The following is a 15,237-nucleotide window of genomic DNA, read 5'->3' as shown; positions in this document are numbered from 1 at the left end:
AGAAGATTATGGCATTCGAAAAGGAAATCAAGGAATACGAGGATTTGAGAGGAAAATATCAAACCCTTATCATCAATAAAATGGATAGAGAAGAGTACATCAAATATGATGAAGTACTCTTCTCTACTTTTTCATGCGCCATTGAAGGCAACTCATTCTCCGTAGATGATACCCGGGAACTGAAGGAGAAAGGATTAGGGATGATTCCTGCCGGAAAGACTCTTTTCGAGGCTTTCGAAATGCTTGACCACTTCGAAGCCTTTGAGTACATGATGCAAAACACGCAGCATCCACTCGACGAGAATTTTCTAAAAGAAATCAACAGACGGGTTACCAGCCACACGCTTTCCTACCATTCTCCAGGAGCCATTCCGGGCGAATACACCACCACGGACATGGCTGCAGGCGACACGGTATTTGGCGACCACGAAGAACTCATCGCCAGAGTTCCCAAGCTGTTGGAATCTACTGAAAAAGTCATCGTTTCGGCAGCCGTTCATCCTATGATTCTTGCCGCCCGCTTTCATGGCTTCTACGAATATCTACATCCGTTCCGTGATGGGAATGGAAGAACAGGACGACTCATCAGCAACTACATTCTCTTAAGATTGAATCATCCTCTCCTCATCATCCCATCCGAAGCCCGCCAGGAATACATTTCAGCCCTCCGCATGATTCGTACGGAAGCAACTGACGAGCACCTCATCCGCTTCTTCTTCAAGATGGCAATACAGAGGATGGAAGAAGAGCTGAAGCAGAAAGAGGCTAACACCAAGCGATTTATGACATTCCTCTTCTAATGAAGCATAGTGCCACACATTCATCCAAAGAGCAGAAGTATTAAAGCTGATTGCCATCCGCTTCCACTACTTGTCCATCAAACAAGCGGACGATTCGATGGGCTATCTTGGCATCATGCTCATTATGCGTCACCATGACGATGGTGGTACCTTCGTGGTTCAGTTCGGTAAGCAGATGCATTACTTCGGCTCCATTCTTCGAATCAAGATTACCAGTTGGCTCATCGGCAAGGATAAGCTTAGGTCCGAAGACTACGGCACGGGCGATGGCTACTCGCTGCTGCTGACCGCCCGAAAGCTGATGAGGGAAGTGCTTGGCACGATGGCTGATGGCCATTCGCTTCATAATCGCCTGCACCTTTGCCTTGCGCTCCGCCTTCGGAATGTTGAGGTAAGTAAGAGGAAGTTCGATGTTCTCCTCTACATTCAATTCATCTATCAAGTTGAAGCTCTGGAACACAAAACCGATTTCTCCCTTTCTCACATCCGTGCGCTCCTTTTCCTTCAGGTTTGCCACCTCGTGATTACCCAGGAAATATTTTCCCGATGTAGGATTATCCAATAATCCAAGGATATTGAGTAAAGTGGATTTGCCACAACCGGATGGTCCCATAATGGCGACAAACTCGCCGTCTTCTACTGTGAAAGATACGTTATTTAAAGCAATCGTCTCCACATCTTCTGTGCGGAATGACTTGCAAAGATTCTCTATTTTAAGCATTTTCTTATCTTTTTACTTTTTTACCTTTTTACTTTTTTACTTTTAATATTATTCATCCTTGAGATACTTCACCGGATTACTGTTAGCCACCTTGTAGCAGTTGATGACAACGGAAAGCCCGATGATGACAAGCAAGATGATGGTAACGCCGATAAACAACAAAGGCGTCATCGTAATCTTCTCGCTAAACGACATGAGCCATTGTCGGGCTATCAGCCAAGCCCCCAAGTCGCCCACGATAATGCAAGGCAAGGCAATCTTCATAATGTCCTTCAGGAAGATGCGAAGAATATCCTTCACCTTGGCTCCGTTCACCTTTCTTATCGCAATCTCCTTGCGGCGGCGGTTTACCTCATCACTCGTATAACCCACCAATCCGAAGAGGGCGATAATCATCGTCACGATGCCGGCTACCAGGATTCCGTTGCGGAAATTGAGCTGGGAAGCATACTGGTTAGCCAGTTCAGAGGCATAACTCTTCACGACGACCTTATTGTTAGGATACATCGCCTGCACCTTCGATTGCAACTCCGACAACGATTCATCCCTTAGTTCTTTAAACTTAACCAACATATAATAAGCCGTCTTGGCTGAATAGAAATACAAGTCAGGAAATTCATTCATTCCATCACCCCCGGTTCCCACAGCACCCCAGCGGATATTCTTGCTCACGCCACAAATGGTAAAGATATTATTATCATGACCCGTACAGGTAATTTGCTTACCAACTACGCCATCCTTCCAATGCCACGTTTTGATGAGTTTCTCAGCACCTCGTTCATCAATAATAACCTGTCGGCAACTGTCATTTCTTTCCGTAAAGAAAGAACCCTGAACGATAGGAATATTCATCATCTTAAAGAAATTATCGTCCACTCCCGACATCTCCATGATATTAAAGGTATTCTTATCGTCGCCAGGTACTCCTACCATATTTCCACTACGATCATACCCATCGAGCGGAACATTAAAAGTCGAACTGCAATCCATGACATTCGGCATCCGTCTGATTTCTGCCAGACATTGGTTGCGCTGGTCTCTATTGCTGGCATCTATCGAAACAATCGCTACATGATTGTAATCATACCCAGGATTGAGCCCCAACATCAGCTGGTATTGACCATTCACGATGTAAAGCAAACTGAACAGCAAACCAGAGATAACGAACTGGATACCCAACAAGGCAAGCTTCCATCGGTTGCGATTCTCATTATAACCACGGAAAGCGATGGCTACAGGAATCCTGTTGTAAAGCCAACCTGGCAGCAAGCCGCCAACCAGCAGTACCAGAATACAGATAGCCACCAATATCCAACTGCCACGATTAAGTACCAACATGCTTACCGGAGCAGAAAGGAAATTTTCGATGGTTCCCTTGCAAAGGAACACAAGAACAGCCGCAAGAACAACCGCCAGCCCCACATGCACCAAAGCCTCAGAGAAAATGATGGCATGAATGTTCTTCGATTCGGCACCATAGCACTTACGGACAGCCATTTCGCGAGAACGACCCACGAGATTTCCAACGATGATAAGCAGATAGTTCATCACAGAAGTGAAGAGGAGGACAAAAGCGATAATTCCCATAATCCATCCCATCTTCTTGATATAAGGATTTTGGGTGTAAACATCGCTCAATACCGTGAAATCATAGTTCAGTTCTATTCCCATATTCTTCATCTCCTTCAAAGGGAAATGATCCTCTCGCATCTTATTCACGTAAGGCTTGAGTTCTTTTGCCTCATGCCCCTTTGCCAACCGGATGTAGGACCTATAGGAATCATTTCCCACCCATTGGCCTCTGCCATCGTAGGAATATACGTATGGCACACTACACATCGACAGAATCATCTGCGTACCATGAAAGGAAGAACCCCATGGAAACGCTTCGAAAACACCATAGATGGTAAAAGTGGTTCCCGGATAATTAGAAAGCGTGAAATGCTTTCCTACAACATTGCCGCCAATCTTTGCTGCCGTTTCAGAATCGATGAGACAGGATAAGGGTTGGGATAATATTTGTTTAGCCTTGCCTATCAATATCTTCTGTGGAAAGACATCGAAGAAACAACTATCTGCCATCCTAATATTGGCAGAAACGATGTTCTGGTCTTCCATCTTGCATTGGGCATCATCATAAAAATAGTGAGTACTGGTAGCAGTTTCCACCATAGGCGCATATTGTTTTACACCTTGGGCGGTGGCTCCTGAAGTATTGGTAAACTCCATGGTTTCGCCCTGGTTACTCCCCACTTCCGAAATCAGATACGTCCTTTCCCATCCTGGGAAGTACGTATCGTAAGTCTGCTCGAAATAAATCTCGGCAATAATTACCGAACTGATTGCCAATCCGAGCGCCAGGCACAAGATCTTCACGAAATTGTGCTGGCCTCTTCGGGGCAGATTCTTGAATGCGTTAATAATATGATTCATATCAAATATCCTGTTTCAAGGGCGTTAGCCCAATTTATCACTAATCACTACTAATTAATCATTACTAACTAATCACTACTAATTAAAAACTAATACATCATTATCCTTATAGGCTTCATAGCCGCTAACGATAACCTGCTCGCCCGGCTCCAAGCCTTCAATTACCTCATAATATTGAGGATTCTGGCGACCGATGGTTATCTTGCGGCGATAAGCCTTCTTGCCACTCTTGTCTAATACAAAAATCCATTGACCGCCCGTTACACTATAAAACGTGCCTTTAGGGATAATTATTGCCTGCTTCGACTGACCGAGCTGCAAATCTACATAATAGGTCTGACCGGTTCGGATATTGCCAGGGCGAACACCTTTGAAGACGAAGTCGATGCGGAACCTGCCGTCTCTTACCTCGGGATAAACCTTGCGAACCTGCAAGAGATAATGCTTGCCGTTCTGGTCGAAAGTGGCAGTAAGCCCCGGTTTTACCCGGTCGATGTAATGCTCATCCACCTGCGCCTGTACCTTGAAATCGCTGAGATCGTTGATGACTCCTATCTTCTGTCCGGCAGAAATGCTCTGTCCCAACTCCACATCGAGCAAGCCGATTTCGCCCGAAATGGTGCTGCGGATGTTCAGTTTCTCCTTGCGCTGGCGAACCAGTTGCACATTCTTCTGCATGGCTTCCAGATTATCACCCATCTGATCCATCTGTGAACGGCGGAGCTGTGCATCCTTCTTCAATCGCTTGCTGATGAGTGCATGCTTCTTGACTGCAAGGTCGTAATCTTCCTTTGCCTTCAGATACTCCTCGCGCGAATTGAGTTCTTCCTTGTGCAACGCCTCCTGATGCTGATAGGAGCGGCGCTTGGTAATGACATCCTGCGAAAGCGAAAGTTCCTCGTTGCTATTGTTCAGACGGTCCTGCTCCATCGAAATCTGGGTGTTGCGAAGCATGTCCTGCTTTTCGGCAAGTTCACTTTCGGCATTCAGAATCTCCAGGTCGAGATTCGAATTGCTCAGTTTCACAATCACATCGCCCTTGTTCACGTGGGCACCTTCATCCACCACTTTCTCCAGAACGATACCACCTTCTTCGGAACTGATCTGCACCACGGAGATAGGAACCACCTGTCCATCCACCGAAACATAATCGTTGAACTGCGCCTTCTCTACGGTTCCGATGCTCAATCCCTTCCTATCCACCTTCAGGGTGGAAGAGAAATTGCTCAATCCCAACCAAATGAGGACTGCGATCAAAACCGCTCCTCCGCCAATCCATGCCCAATACTTGCGAGGCACGAGATATTTTTTCTTTTCTATTTGTATATCCATAATTTAAGTGAAGAGTGAAGAACGAAAAGTGAAGAATTCACTTGCATTCTCCAGGTTTATTTAATTAAATTTTCTCCCTGGTAATAAGCAACTAACCTTTGTTTGATAATGAGCAGCATCTGCATCTGGAGTTCCTTGATTCTGCTTTCCAGAAGCGTCTGGGCTGCGGTATGAAGGTCGAAGGTGGAAAGCATTCCTTCCTCAAACTTCCGGCTCGACATGTGATAGGCGAGCGAATCGGAGGCCACCTTCTTCTGCATCTGATGCAACTCCTTGGCGTAACCCTCTGCATCCATCACCGCCTGGGCTATCTGGTCGTGAAGCTTGCGACGGGTTTCCTCCAGGTTCACCTGCGCCAGTTGCCAGTCGTTGCGTGCCTTTTTCACGCTGTGCCAGCGGTCGCTATTATAAATAGGTATGGAAAGGGTCAACGCGAGGTATTCTCCCTGGTTGTTGCGAAACTGCGAGGCAAACCCATCGTATTGCCCTTTCTGAGAGAGATTCTTATAATAGTTGGTAGAAATGCCGCCACCGAGAGAGAGTGATGGCAGCAATCTGCCTTTTGCTATCTTATAATCATACCTTGCCCGCTCTACTTCGTATTCTGCCGACTTTAAATCTGGAGAAATATGCTGGAAGCCCTGGTAAACGGTTTCGTAGTTTACTCCAGATTCAGAAACCTCTTTATATCCTGACTTCAGTTCCAATTTCAGCTCTTCATCCACCGGAAAATTCATCGCAGATTTCAAGGCGAGCAGACTCTGTTTTGCCACATTCTCCTGATGCGTAAGATTATATTCATCTTCCGCCACCTGCGATTCCATCTGTACCACATCCGGGCGCCCCTTCTCGCCCAGTTCATACAGACGCTTCATCTTAGCCAGCATCCGCTTGCTTTCGTTCAGTTTCTCGCTTGCTATCTGAATGCTGGCCTCAGCATAGGCAGCATCCACATATTTCTGCATCACGTCGATGGCGCGGTCGTCCTGAATCTTCTGCATCGCCGTGGCTGAATAATCCCGACTCAGTTTTGCCTGCTTCAAGGCGTTGATGGTGGCGAAACCATCAAAGACATTCAGTTCGGCATAAAGCTGATAGTAATTATTGAATGTCGTTACATTATTATAAGTATTGGTTTCCGGGTCGATGTTTCGTCCCCAGGCATACTGTCCCTGCACGCCTCCCGATACAGTTGGCAGGAATCCTGCCACAGCATGCTGGTAATCCTGCTTGCGCTGGCGGACATTTACCACCTCCCGCTTCACCTCCGTGGCGTGCTTCACGGCGTATTTCATGCAGTCGTCAAGGCTCCAGCTTTGCGCCGAGGCTCCAGCCGCCCAGACCAACCATCCTATCAATATTCCTATTCTTTTCATAATCTTCTTCATTTTGGCATGATAAGGACAAGAGCCGTGCCAAAACAGTACTTCTTCTGACAATCAAGTCTTTAGACGAAAACCCTTATTAAACAAACTGTCCAACAATTAGACACCACCGTCTAATTGTTGGACAGAAACCTCAAATTAAAGCTGATCATTCTAAACAGCAGCTAACACTCCTGCCATTTCAAGGAATGACTATATAAAACTTTTCCATATTCTCCAAAACCATATTCTTCAAAAGAAAATAACAAAGAATGCTTCTAAACACTTCAGAAACGATAGACAGCAAAGCTGTGTGGCTTCAATGTGGCATGAAGCAGGATCTCTCCTTTCTTATTTCTTCACTGGCACAAGGACAAAGCTGAAGCTCTTGTTGCCGGCATGTACGCGATAAGGAGCCAAAGGCCATGCGCCCCAGGAGTTCTCGCCTCCCACTCCATAATGTTCGCCATCGAGGAAGAGGTTGGTGAACCGTGACTTCTGCAGATTAAAGCTGTGGCGCTGTTCCTTCTCGTCGCCATCGTCCAACTCGTCGGTATCGAAGTGAAGGGCTGAGGCATAGAAAGGCTGACAGCTCTTTACCGTCAGTCCGAAGCCATTGCTGTCGGTCTGCTTCCACCAGCGCATATCGCTCTTGGTTCCGCTTTCCTGTGGACGGATGTAGGGGAAATATTGATTGTCGGCCTGGTCGCGATAGATGCCTATGCGCATACATTCCTTTCGGTCGGAATAGTTCTCTATAGGTCCTCGGCCATAGTACTCGCTCTCCGACATATCGTAAGGCAACTGCATGAGCATGCCGAAGCGGAAGAGGTCGTCCGCCTTCTCGCCTTCTGCCATCTGAAGGGTTTCGGTGACTTTCACCATGCCTGTATTCGCCATGACGAGATAGGTCACCGACAGGTCGGCTTTCAGTTGTGGCAGGGTGTAGGTGGCACAGATGCTGAAGGTGTTCGCCTTCTTGTCCTTCGCTGTCGTGAGGGTTTTCAGAGTCAGCTCAGGCTGCTTCCACAACTTGAACTTCTTCTGCAGACCAGCGCCCATGTCGTTGTCGGTGGGAGCTCGCCAGAAGTTGGGTTTTAAGGTTCCGCCCTCACCCAGGAGCGACTTGCCCTGACAGGTAAAGGCAGAGATGAGTCCCGTGGCGCGGCTTATCTTCAGGGTGAGGTCGGGAGTGACGACAGCCAGGTCGGCTTCGCCCTTCCGGTCGATGAGTTTTGCCTTCACGTTCTTGCCGGCTGGGGTGCTTGCCTGTTTTGACGCACAATGTCCGCAGCATGATTTCTCCTTCACCGCCAACTGACTGTAGGCTATGATCTGTCCTGCCTCCATGAGCGGCTCTGCCTTCTTCAGGCGGAAGTCAATATCGAGGAACACCTCCTTGCCCTTCACCTTCGACAGGTCGTAAGGAATGGTGAAAGTCTTGGTCTGCTGTGGAGCCACGTCGATGTCGGCAAGGGTTCCGTTCTGAGTCTCCACGCCATCTTCTATCAGGCTCCACGCCAGGGCGCAGTTGCTCAGGTCGGCGAAGAAATTCTCATTATATACATTAACCTCTTCCTTCTGAACGTCCTTCATCGTGGTCCAGATGTTCTGATACTGATAAGCCAACTCGTAGGCATGAGGATTGAGCTGACGGTCGGGACCTACGATTCCATTGCAGTTGAAATTGTTGTCGCTGGGGTCGTATTTGTTATAGTCGCCACCGTAGGTGTATTCTATCTGTCGCAGCTGCTCGTTACTCATGGCTTCTGCCTTGATGCTCATAGGCTTCTGTGGATGGCGATGCAGTGCCTGGTCGACGAAGTCCCAGTCGAAACCGCCCTGGAAGATGGGATACTTACGCACAAGCGCCCAATAGTCGCTCAGATTGCCACCCGAGTTGCCCATGGTGTGGTTGTACTCACACTGTATAAGAGGCTTGTTGCTCGCAGGATTCTTGCTGTATGCCTCGCAGTCTTTCACCGAATAATACATCGGACAGTAAATATCGGTTCCATCACCATGGCCTGCCTGCTCATACTGCACAGGACGGCTCTGGTCCTGATTCTTGATCCACTTGTAAGCCTGCATGAAGTTGTCGCTCATCACGGTCTCATTGCCCAGGCTCCAGGTTACGATCGAGGGATGGTTGTAGAAGTTGCACACGTTGTGCTGGTTGCGCTCCATAATCTGTCGGGCAAACATAGGCTTTCCGGCTGCGGCGTCCTTGCCGTACTGGAAACCGTGACTCTCCTGGTTGGCTTCTGCCACCACATAGATGCCATACTCGTCGCAGAGGTCGTACCAACGTGGATCGTCGGGATAGTGACAGGTTCGCACGGCGTTGATGTTCAGTCGTTTCATCAGGCGTATGTCCTGCAGCATGCGCTCCATGCTTACCACGTATCCACCATCAGGATCCATCTCATGACGGTTGGCTCCCTTGATGAGTACAGGCTGACCGTTGACCAAGAACTGGCGGTTCTTTATTTCCACCTTGCGGAAACCCACCTTGACGGGTGTCACACTGGCCTGGCGCATGTCGGCTCTTTTGCCAACTCCCGACAGCGAAACCTGCAGGGTGTAGAGATAAGGTGTTTCGGCTGTCCACTTATGAGGATTGTCTACCTTCATAGACAGCTGAGCCAGACCATTCTTGGCAACCCCGACAGCTGTTGCCACCTGCTTGCCGTCCTTGTCGAAGAGGATGAGGTTGAGGGTTCCGTGGCCCTTCACCTTGGCTGCCACCTGTAGCACGCCGTCCTTGTAATTGTTCACCAGATCGGGAGTGATGCGAATGTCCTCAAGCTGCAGATGGGCGTCACGGGCATAGAGATAGTTCTCGCGAGCCACACCACTCAGACGCCAGAAGTCCTGATCCTCGCACCAGGAACCGTCGCACCAACGGAATGTCTGGAAGGCTATGAGGTTCTTGCCCTTCTTTAGGAAGGGAGTGATGTCGAACTCGGCTGCCACCTTGCCGTCTTCTGCATAGCCGGCAAACTGTCCGTTCACATATAGATAAATATTGGAAGTTACGCTTCCGAAGTGGGCTATCACCTGCTTGCCGTCCCAGTTGGCAGGAATGTCTATCTGTCGACGGTAAGAGCCCACATGATTGTCCTTGACTGGCACGGCAGGCGGCTGCTCATCGAAATGTCCGCGCCAGGCAAAGCCTATGTTCACATACTCCGGCTGACCATAGCCGTTGAGTTCCCAGTTGCCAGGAACAGGAATCGTGCCCCAATGAGAGTCATCGAGGTTGGTAAGATAGAAATCTGTTGGGCGCTGGTCGGCATTCTCCACCCACTTGAACTTCCATATTCCGTCAAGAGAAAGGAAATTCTGACTCATCGTCTTGTCTACACTGGAAAGATTGCGGCTCTTTACCACTCCGCCTTCCTCATACACCATGTCGGCAAAGGGATAGGTGAAGAAGGATGTGTGAAGAGGCAAACGGTTGATTTCGTTCACCTGCAGGTCGTGCCACTCGGTGAAAGTGGGTTGCTGAATGGTTGTCTTGTTCATTTTCCGGGCTATTGTCTTAGGCTTCTTGACTCCGTAAGAGTACATGGTCAAAGCTGCCAAACCCAAAGTAAGGAATAGTTTTCGTTTCATTGTTGTTGAATGATATAAAGGGATTTATTTGGTTTATCCAGTTCATCAGAGTCCCCTTGCCGCAAGCGTCAGGAACTCTATTTTTGCAAAATTGTTGTTGTCTTGCTGCAAAAATAAGTGTTTTTTCTGACTTGGCAATCATTCTTTATGTTAAAAATGTTATCTTTACACTTATTCTCTTAAAAAGGATGACTTTGTATCGACAGACAGACAAACATCTACGCCCGTCATTCTCACTTTTCAAACTGGTAAAAATCTGCCCAACTGGATAACTCAACTCCCGTAAAAACTCCTGAAAGAACTCCCAGACCAGCAAAACACAAGAATAATTAAAACTTTTCAATATTCATCGAAATAAAATGAGAAAAACTTTGCTCTTTTGTAAAAAAAACAGTATCTTTGTCACCAGAAACAAACAACATAACAACATTAGGAACATGATGACTATCGAAGAATACAGAGCTGCCATACTGAAGGCTTTGCTCGATGCGAAAAACGAGGACGGCACTCCTGCCATCACAGCCAAGGAAGCAGAGGAAGCCCTTCGTGGCTTTACGGATGACGAACTGAACGACGGCATTCTGTGGAACACACCAGAAGACGTTGCTGCCATCATCCTCGAAGGTGTATAGACCTTCAGGATAGCAGTTAAGAGTTTTTTATTCTCTGCTCTCGGTACTATTCTCGAAAGAGTGTAGACCTCTGGGGGAGATTGCCCTTAAAATTTATCGTGATTTATTTTGCATTGTCCTTTATTTGCAGTAACTTTGCACCGCAAAACGCATTCCTGCCAAAGAAGGAGAATGTTTCTTGCATAATTATTGAATAATTACCGGTAAAATTAGTATAAATGAAGATAGAAAACGAAATCATCAGCTCGGTCATCGCTGCGGTGAAAGAGCTTTACGGACAGGACGTGCCTGAGAAAATGGTGGCCCTGCAGAAAACCAAGAGTAATTTCGAAGGAAACCTTACCCTCGTCGTGTTCCCATTCCTCAAAATGTCAAAGAAGAAACCTGAGGATACTGCACAGGAAATTGGCGAATACCTGAAGAAGAACTGCTGCAATGTGATTGCCGACTTCAATGTGGTTAAAGGTTTCCTGAATCTTTCTATCGCTCCTGCCGCATGGGTAGGACTCTTGAACACCATCAACGCTGACCCTAAGTTCGGTGAGAAACCTGTCACAGAGCAGAGCCCGCTCGTCATGATCGAGTACTCTTCTCCTAACACCAACAAACCTCTCCACCTCGGTCACGTGCGCAACAACCTCCTGGGCTGGTCATTGGCTCAGATTATGGAGGCCAACGGCAACAAGGTGATCAAGACAAACATCGTGAACGACCGTGGTATCCACATCTGCAAGTCTATGCTCGCCTGGCTCAAGTGGGGCAATGGCGAGACTCCTGAGACTTCCGGCAAGAAGGGCGACCACCTCATCGGCGACTACTATGTGGCTTTCGACAAGCACTATCGTGAGGAAATCGCAGAGCTCAAGGCTCAATACATGAAGGAGGGCATGGAGGAAGAAGCTGCCACTGAAAAGGCTAAGGCAGAGGCTCCGCTGATTAAGGAGGCTCACGAAATGCTCGTGAAGTGGGAGAACAACGACCCTGAGGTTCGCGCTCTCTGGGAGAAGATGAACAACTGGGTTTACGCCGGCTTCGATGAAACCTACAAGATGATGGGCGTAAGCTTCGACAAGATATATTATGAGTCAAACACCTACCTCGAGGGAAAGAAGAAGGTAGAGGAAGGACTGGAGAAGGGACTCTTCTTCCGCAAGGACGACAACTCGGTTTGGGCCGACCTTACCGATGAGGGACTCGACCAGAAGCTCCTGCTCCGTTCCGACGGCACTTCGGTCTATATGACTCAGGACATCGGTACTGCCGACCTCCGCTTCAAGGACTTCCCTATCGACAAGATGATCTACGTGGTGGGCAACGAGCAGAACTATCACTTCCAGGTGCTCTCTATCCTGCTGGACCGCCTCGGCTTCAAGTGGGGCAAGGACTTGGTTCACTTCTCTTACGGAATGGTAGAGTTGCCTAACGGTAAGATGAAGAGCCGCGAGGGAACCGTAGTTGACGCCGATGACCTGATGGCAGAGATGATCAAAGATGCTCGCCAGACAAGCGATGAGTTGGGCAAGTTCAAGGACATGAGCGAGGAAGAGCGCCAGGAGATTTCACGCATCGTGGGTCTTGGAGCCTTGAAATATTTCATCCTCAAGGTGGACGCACGCAAGAACATGCTCTTCAACCCAGAAGAGAGCATCGACTTCAACGGCAACACAGGTCCTTTCATCCAGTACACCTATGCCCGTATACGCAGCATCATGCGCAAGGCAGCTGCCGAGGGCATTGAGATTCCTGCCACATTGGGCGCTGATGCTCCTATCAACGAGAAGGAGATTGACCTCATACAGAAGATGAACGACTTCGCCACAGCCGTGGCTGATGCGGGCAACAACTACAACCCTGCCAGCATAGCCAACTACTGCTACGAGCTGACCAAGGAGTTCAACCAGTTCTATCACGACTACAGCATCCTGAATGCTGAGAGCGAGGCAGAGAAGACTACACGCTTAGTACTGGCTGCCAACATCGCCAAGATTCTGAAGAACGGTATGGCGCTGCTCGGCATCGAGGTTCCAGAAAGAATGTAATGAATAACCTACAATTTAAAATAAAGAATATTGACTATTGACAAATAATGAGCAACCCCAGAGCCAAGAGCTCTGGGGAATGCTCATTTCGTTTTTTTACCCACTACAGCTATTTTCTATCATCAATGAACAAATTGCCAGCCAATCCTCCTTCATGGAGAAACGACACCGTGCTGCCCTTGCCCATGGAAGTGAATGCCAACGCATGGGCTGTTGACGCAGCCTGCTCGGGAAACCCCGGACCGATGGAATACCAATGCATCGACCTGCAGACAGGAGCACAGGTGTTTCACTATGGACCGCTGCACGGCACCAACAACATTGGCGAATTTCTTGCCATCGTGCACGCCTTGGCTCTCATGGAGCAAAGGGGCATTACCGACAAGGTGATCTATAGCGACAGCGTGAACGCGCAACTGTGGGTACAGAAGAAACAATGCAAGACCAAGCTGGAACACAACGCGCAGACTGAACAACTGTATCAAATCATAGCCCGAGGCGAGAATTGGCTCCGTACGCACAACATCACAACCCCCATACTGAAATGGGAAACTAAGAAATGGGGTGAGATTCCTGCCGACTTCGGAAGAAAGTGATAGGAAACAAAGAATACGAGTTGGACATTAGAAGCCATCCTCGCCCGACAAGCACTCGTGGAATGCAGCGGAAAAGAGACCAACAGCCTGGGAGAGGAAAGCTGACTGAGAGCTGAAAATTTGTTTCAGTTTCAGTTGTTTCAATTAATTTTTTGAGGGTTCCAACTTTCGTTTTTGTTCTTTTTTCTTTACTATATTATATTATATTATTATATAACTATTTAATATATATATAATTATAATATATATATAATAATTATATATAATAAAAAATTGACAAAATGAAAAAATCTCAACCCTCAAAAAATTAATTGAAACAACTGAAACTGAAACAGCAGGCAACTTAGCTTCTTCTCTAAAAGGCTAATAATCAGCCATTTATCAAGAAACAAAAAGGTGAATAGGAAGAATGACATCTCAAAAAAGACCGCTACAAAGGTGCTAAAACTGGGAAATATGAACGAAAATAGTGCCATTTATACTCTCACAGGCATCAAAATCCATGCACGAACCTATCGTTCCGATGATTTTCCCTGTTCTCGGAGTGCACGTAAGTGGAGCCAAATTCATGTATTCTGACCTCATTTGGAAGGAATTATGCGGCATGAAGGGCAATCTCCCATCGAACTCTTGCCTATTTGAGATGTCATAACGATGCATTGCGACTCAAAAAGGTGTAGAAATCACTTCCCTAACTGGAGAAAAATAATTACCCAGTTGGGAAAATAAAATGACTTTACTCAACTTTCGCATGTTCAGAAGTTAGAGAAGTTAAAGCCGTATGCCTTTACAGCTAAATATTCAACACAAAAAGCTGTTGGCTATAACTTCTAACAACCGAAGGGAGTGATAACTTCTTTTACTTCTATAACTTCTGAACTTGCAAAACTTATATGCAAACTGCAACAAAAAACTGTTATTATCTCATAAAAAACATGTAAAATGCCTTAAAATAAAGAAAAAAGAAATCGCATATCCATATTTTTACTATATTTGTAGGCAGTTTTTTCGGAAACTCCCCCTGAACAGAGAGAATTAACTATCCAGTAATAACAACTTAAAATTAGAGATTATGAAGAAATTACTTTTCATCGCCCTTGTGGCATTATCATCAATTGGTGCTTTCGCACAGAGCAGAACAGGTTCGACTACCATTCAGCCTAAAATCGGTTTGAATGTATCTACCGTAGGTGACTTAGACTGGAAGGCTGGCTTCGTATTCGGTGCTGAGATCCAGCATCAGTTCACAAGCAAGATGGGTCTGGCCGGTGGACTTCTCTATTCTTTCCAGGGTGGCAAACACGACGACTACTCGTGGAATCCGGGCTATCTGAACATTCCTGTAACACTCAACTATTATGTGGCCAAGAACTTTGCCCTCAAGGCAGGTCTTCAGCCCGCATTCATGGTGAGCAAGGACGACATGAAAGACGTAAACACTTTCGACCTCGCTGTGCCTGTAGGAATGTCTTACGAGTTTGACAGATTCGTAGTAGACGCTCGCTACAACATCGGTGTTACCAAGGTGCCAAAGCATGGTGACGGCTACACAAATGTTCTGCAGTTGACTATAGGTTACAAGTTCAACCTCTAAGCAGGCAAGGCCTTCTCATGAAGGTTCCACATCATAGAAAACTCGTAGTTTCTTTCCTCCATAAGCTAAGACTTATTTAAATCGAAACTACGAGTTTTTGTTTTTATT

At 47.1% G+C, this 15,237-nt stretch carries 10 protein-coding genes; 5 read left to right on the top strand and 5 right to left on the bottom strand.

Annotation, left to right across the window (positions count from 1 at the left end):
- Positions 1 to 8 precede the first annotated feature (8 nt).
- The gene (locus P3T48_RS00460; protein WP_276505197.1) at positions 9 to 800 is read left to right on the top strand and encodes a Fic family protein; all 792 of its coding nucleotides are present in this window, start codon (positions 9 to 11) and stop codon (positions 798 to 800) included.
- Between the two features lie 40 nt (positions 801 to 840).
- Here the strand turns inward: P3T48_RS00460 and P3T48_RS00455 are convergent, their stop codons facing one another.
- From P3T48_RS00455 to P3T48_RS00435, 5 genes are all read right to left on the bottom strand, one after another.
- Positions 841 to 1,521: an ABC transporter ATP-binding protein gene (locus P3T48_RS00455; RefSeq protein WP_276505196.1), complete on the bottom strand. Its 681-nt coding sequence runs from the start codon at positions 1,519 to 1,521 to the stop codon at positions 841 to 843.
- A 48-nt stretch (positions 1,522 to 1,569) separates the two neighbouring features.
- The gene (locus P3T48_RS00450) at positions 1,570 to 3,954 is read right to left on the bottom strand and encodes an ABC transporter permease (RefSeq protein WP_158464136.1); all 2,385 of its coding nucleotides are present in this window, start codon (positions 3,952 to 3,954) and stop codon (positions 1,570 to 1,572) included.
- 78 nt (positions 3,955 to 4,032) lie between these two features.
- The gene (locus tag P3T48_RS00445) at positions 4,033 to 5,286 is read right to left on the bottom strand and encodes an efflux RND transporter periplasmic adaptor subunit (RefSeq protein ID WP_276505195.1); all 1,254 of its coding nucleotides are present in this window, start codon (positions 5,284 to 5,286) and stop codon (positions 4,033 to 4,035) included.
- Between the two features lie 56 nt (positions 5,287 to 5,342).
- Positions 5,343 to 6,662 carry a TolC family protein gene (locus P3T48_RS00440; RefSeq protein WP_276505194.1) on the bottom strand — a complete coding sequence of 440 codons (1,320 nt, stop codon included), beginning with the start codon at positions 6,660 to 6,662 and terminating at the stop codon, positions 5,343 to 5,345.
- Positions 6,663 to 7,001: 339 nt separating this feature from the next.
- Positions 7,002 to 10,268 (bottom strand): glycoside hydrolase family 2 TIM barrel-domain containing protein, encoded by a 3,267-nt coding sequence (locus P3T48_RS00435; protein WP_276505193.1) that lies wholly within the window; start codon positions 10,266 to 10,268, stop codon positions 7,002 to 7,004.
- Between the two features lie 437 nt (positions 10,269 to 10,705).
- Between P3T48_RS00435 and P3T48_RS00430 the strand changes: the two genes are divergently transcribed.
- The 4 genes from P3T48_RS00430 to P3T48_RS00415 all read left to right on the top strand — a co-directional run bounded on the left by P3T48_RS00430 (position 10,706) and on the right by P3T48_RS00415 (position 15,129).
- Complete coding sequence (locus P3T48_RS00430; protein ID WP_158464133.1) at positions 10,706 to 10,900, top strand: hypothetical protein; 195 nt, start codon at positions 10,706 to 10,708, stop codon at positions 10,898 to 10,900.
- A gap of 218 nt (positions 10,901 to 11,118) precedes the next feature.
- Entirely contained in the window at positions 11,119 to 12,939 is a 1,821-nt protein-coding gene (gene argS, locus P3T48_RS00425; protein ID WP_276505192.1) for an arginine--tRNA ligase, read from the top strand.
- 125 nt (positions 12,940 to 13,064) lie between these two features.
- Positions 13,065 to 13,535: an RNase H family protein gene (locus P3T48_RS00420; RefSeq protein WP_276505191.1), complete on the top strand. Its 471-nt coding sequence runs from the start codon at positions 13,065 to 13,067 to the stop codon at positions 13,533 to 13,535.
- 1,072 nt (positions 13,536 to 14,607) lie between these two features.
- Complete coding sequence (locus P3T48_RS00415) at positions 14,608 to 15,129, top strand: porin family protein (RefSeq protein WP_158462906.1); 522 nt, start codon at positions 14,608 to 14,610, stop codon at positions 15,127 to 15,129.
- Positions 15,130 to 15,237 lie beyond the last annotated feature (108 nt).

It is taken from the genome of Segatella intestinalis, assembly GCF_029348455.1.
Lineage (GTDB): Bacteria > Bacteroidota > Bacteroidia > Bacteroidales > Bacteroidaceae > Prevotella.
The sequence above is the reverse complement of the archived record's forward strand: the minus strand, read 5'-3'. Positions and strand labels throughout refer to the sequence as shown.

Bases quoted from the DNA above. Each gene is read 5' to 3' on its own strand.
- P3T48_RS00460 (WP_276505197.1), top strand. From the start codon at position 9: ATGGCATTCGAAAAGGAAATCAAGGAATACGAGGATTTGAGAGGAAAA.
- P3T48_RS00455 (WP_276505196.1), bottom strand. From the start codon at position 1,521: ATGCTTAAAATAGAGAATCTTTGCAAGTCATTCCGCACAGAAGATGTG.
- P3T48_RS00450 (WP_158464136.1), bottom strand. From the start codon at position 3,954: ATGAATCATATTATTAACGCATTCAAGAATCTGCCCCGAAGAGGCCAG.
- P3T48_RS00445 (WP_276505195.1), bottom strand. From the start codon at position 5,286: ATGGATATACAAATAGAAAAGAAAAAATATCTCGTGCCTCGCAAGTAT.
- P3T48_RS00440 (WP_276505194.1), bottom strand. From the start codon at position 6,662: ATGAAAAGAATAGGAATATTGATAGGATGGTTGGTCTGGGCGGCTGGA.
- P3T48_RS00435 (WP_276505193.1), bottom strand. From the start codon at position 10,268: ATGAAACGAAAACTATTCCTTACTTTGGGTTTGGCAGCTTTGACCATG.
- P3T48_RS00430 (WP_158464133.1), top strand. From the start codon at position 10,706: ATGATGACTATCGAAGAATACAGAGCTGCCATACTGAAGGCTTTGCTC.
- argS (WP_276505192.1), top strand. From the start codon at position 11,119: ATGAAGATAGAAAACGAAATCATCAGCTCGGTCATCGCTGCGGTGAAA.
- P3T48_RS00420 (WP_276505191.1), top strand. From the start codon at position 13,065: ATGAACAAATTGCCAGCCAATCCTCCTTCATGGAGAAACGACACCGTG.
- P3T48_RS00415 (WP_158462906.1), top strand. From the start codon at position 14,608: ATGAAGAAATTACTTTTCATCGCCCTTGTGGCATTATCATCAATTGGT.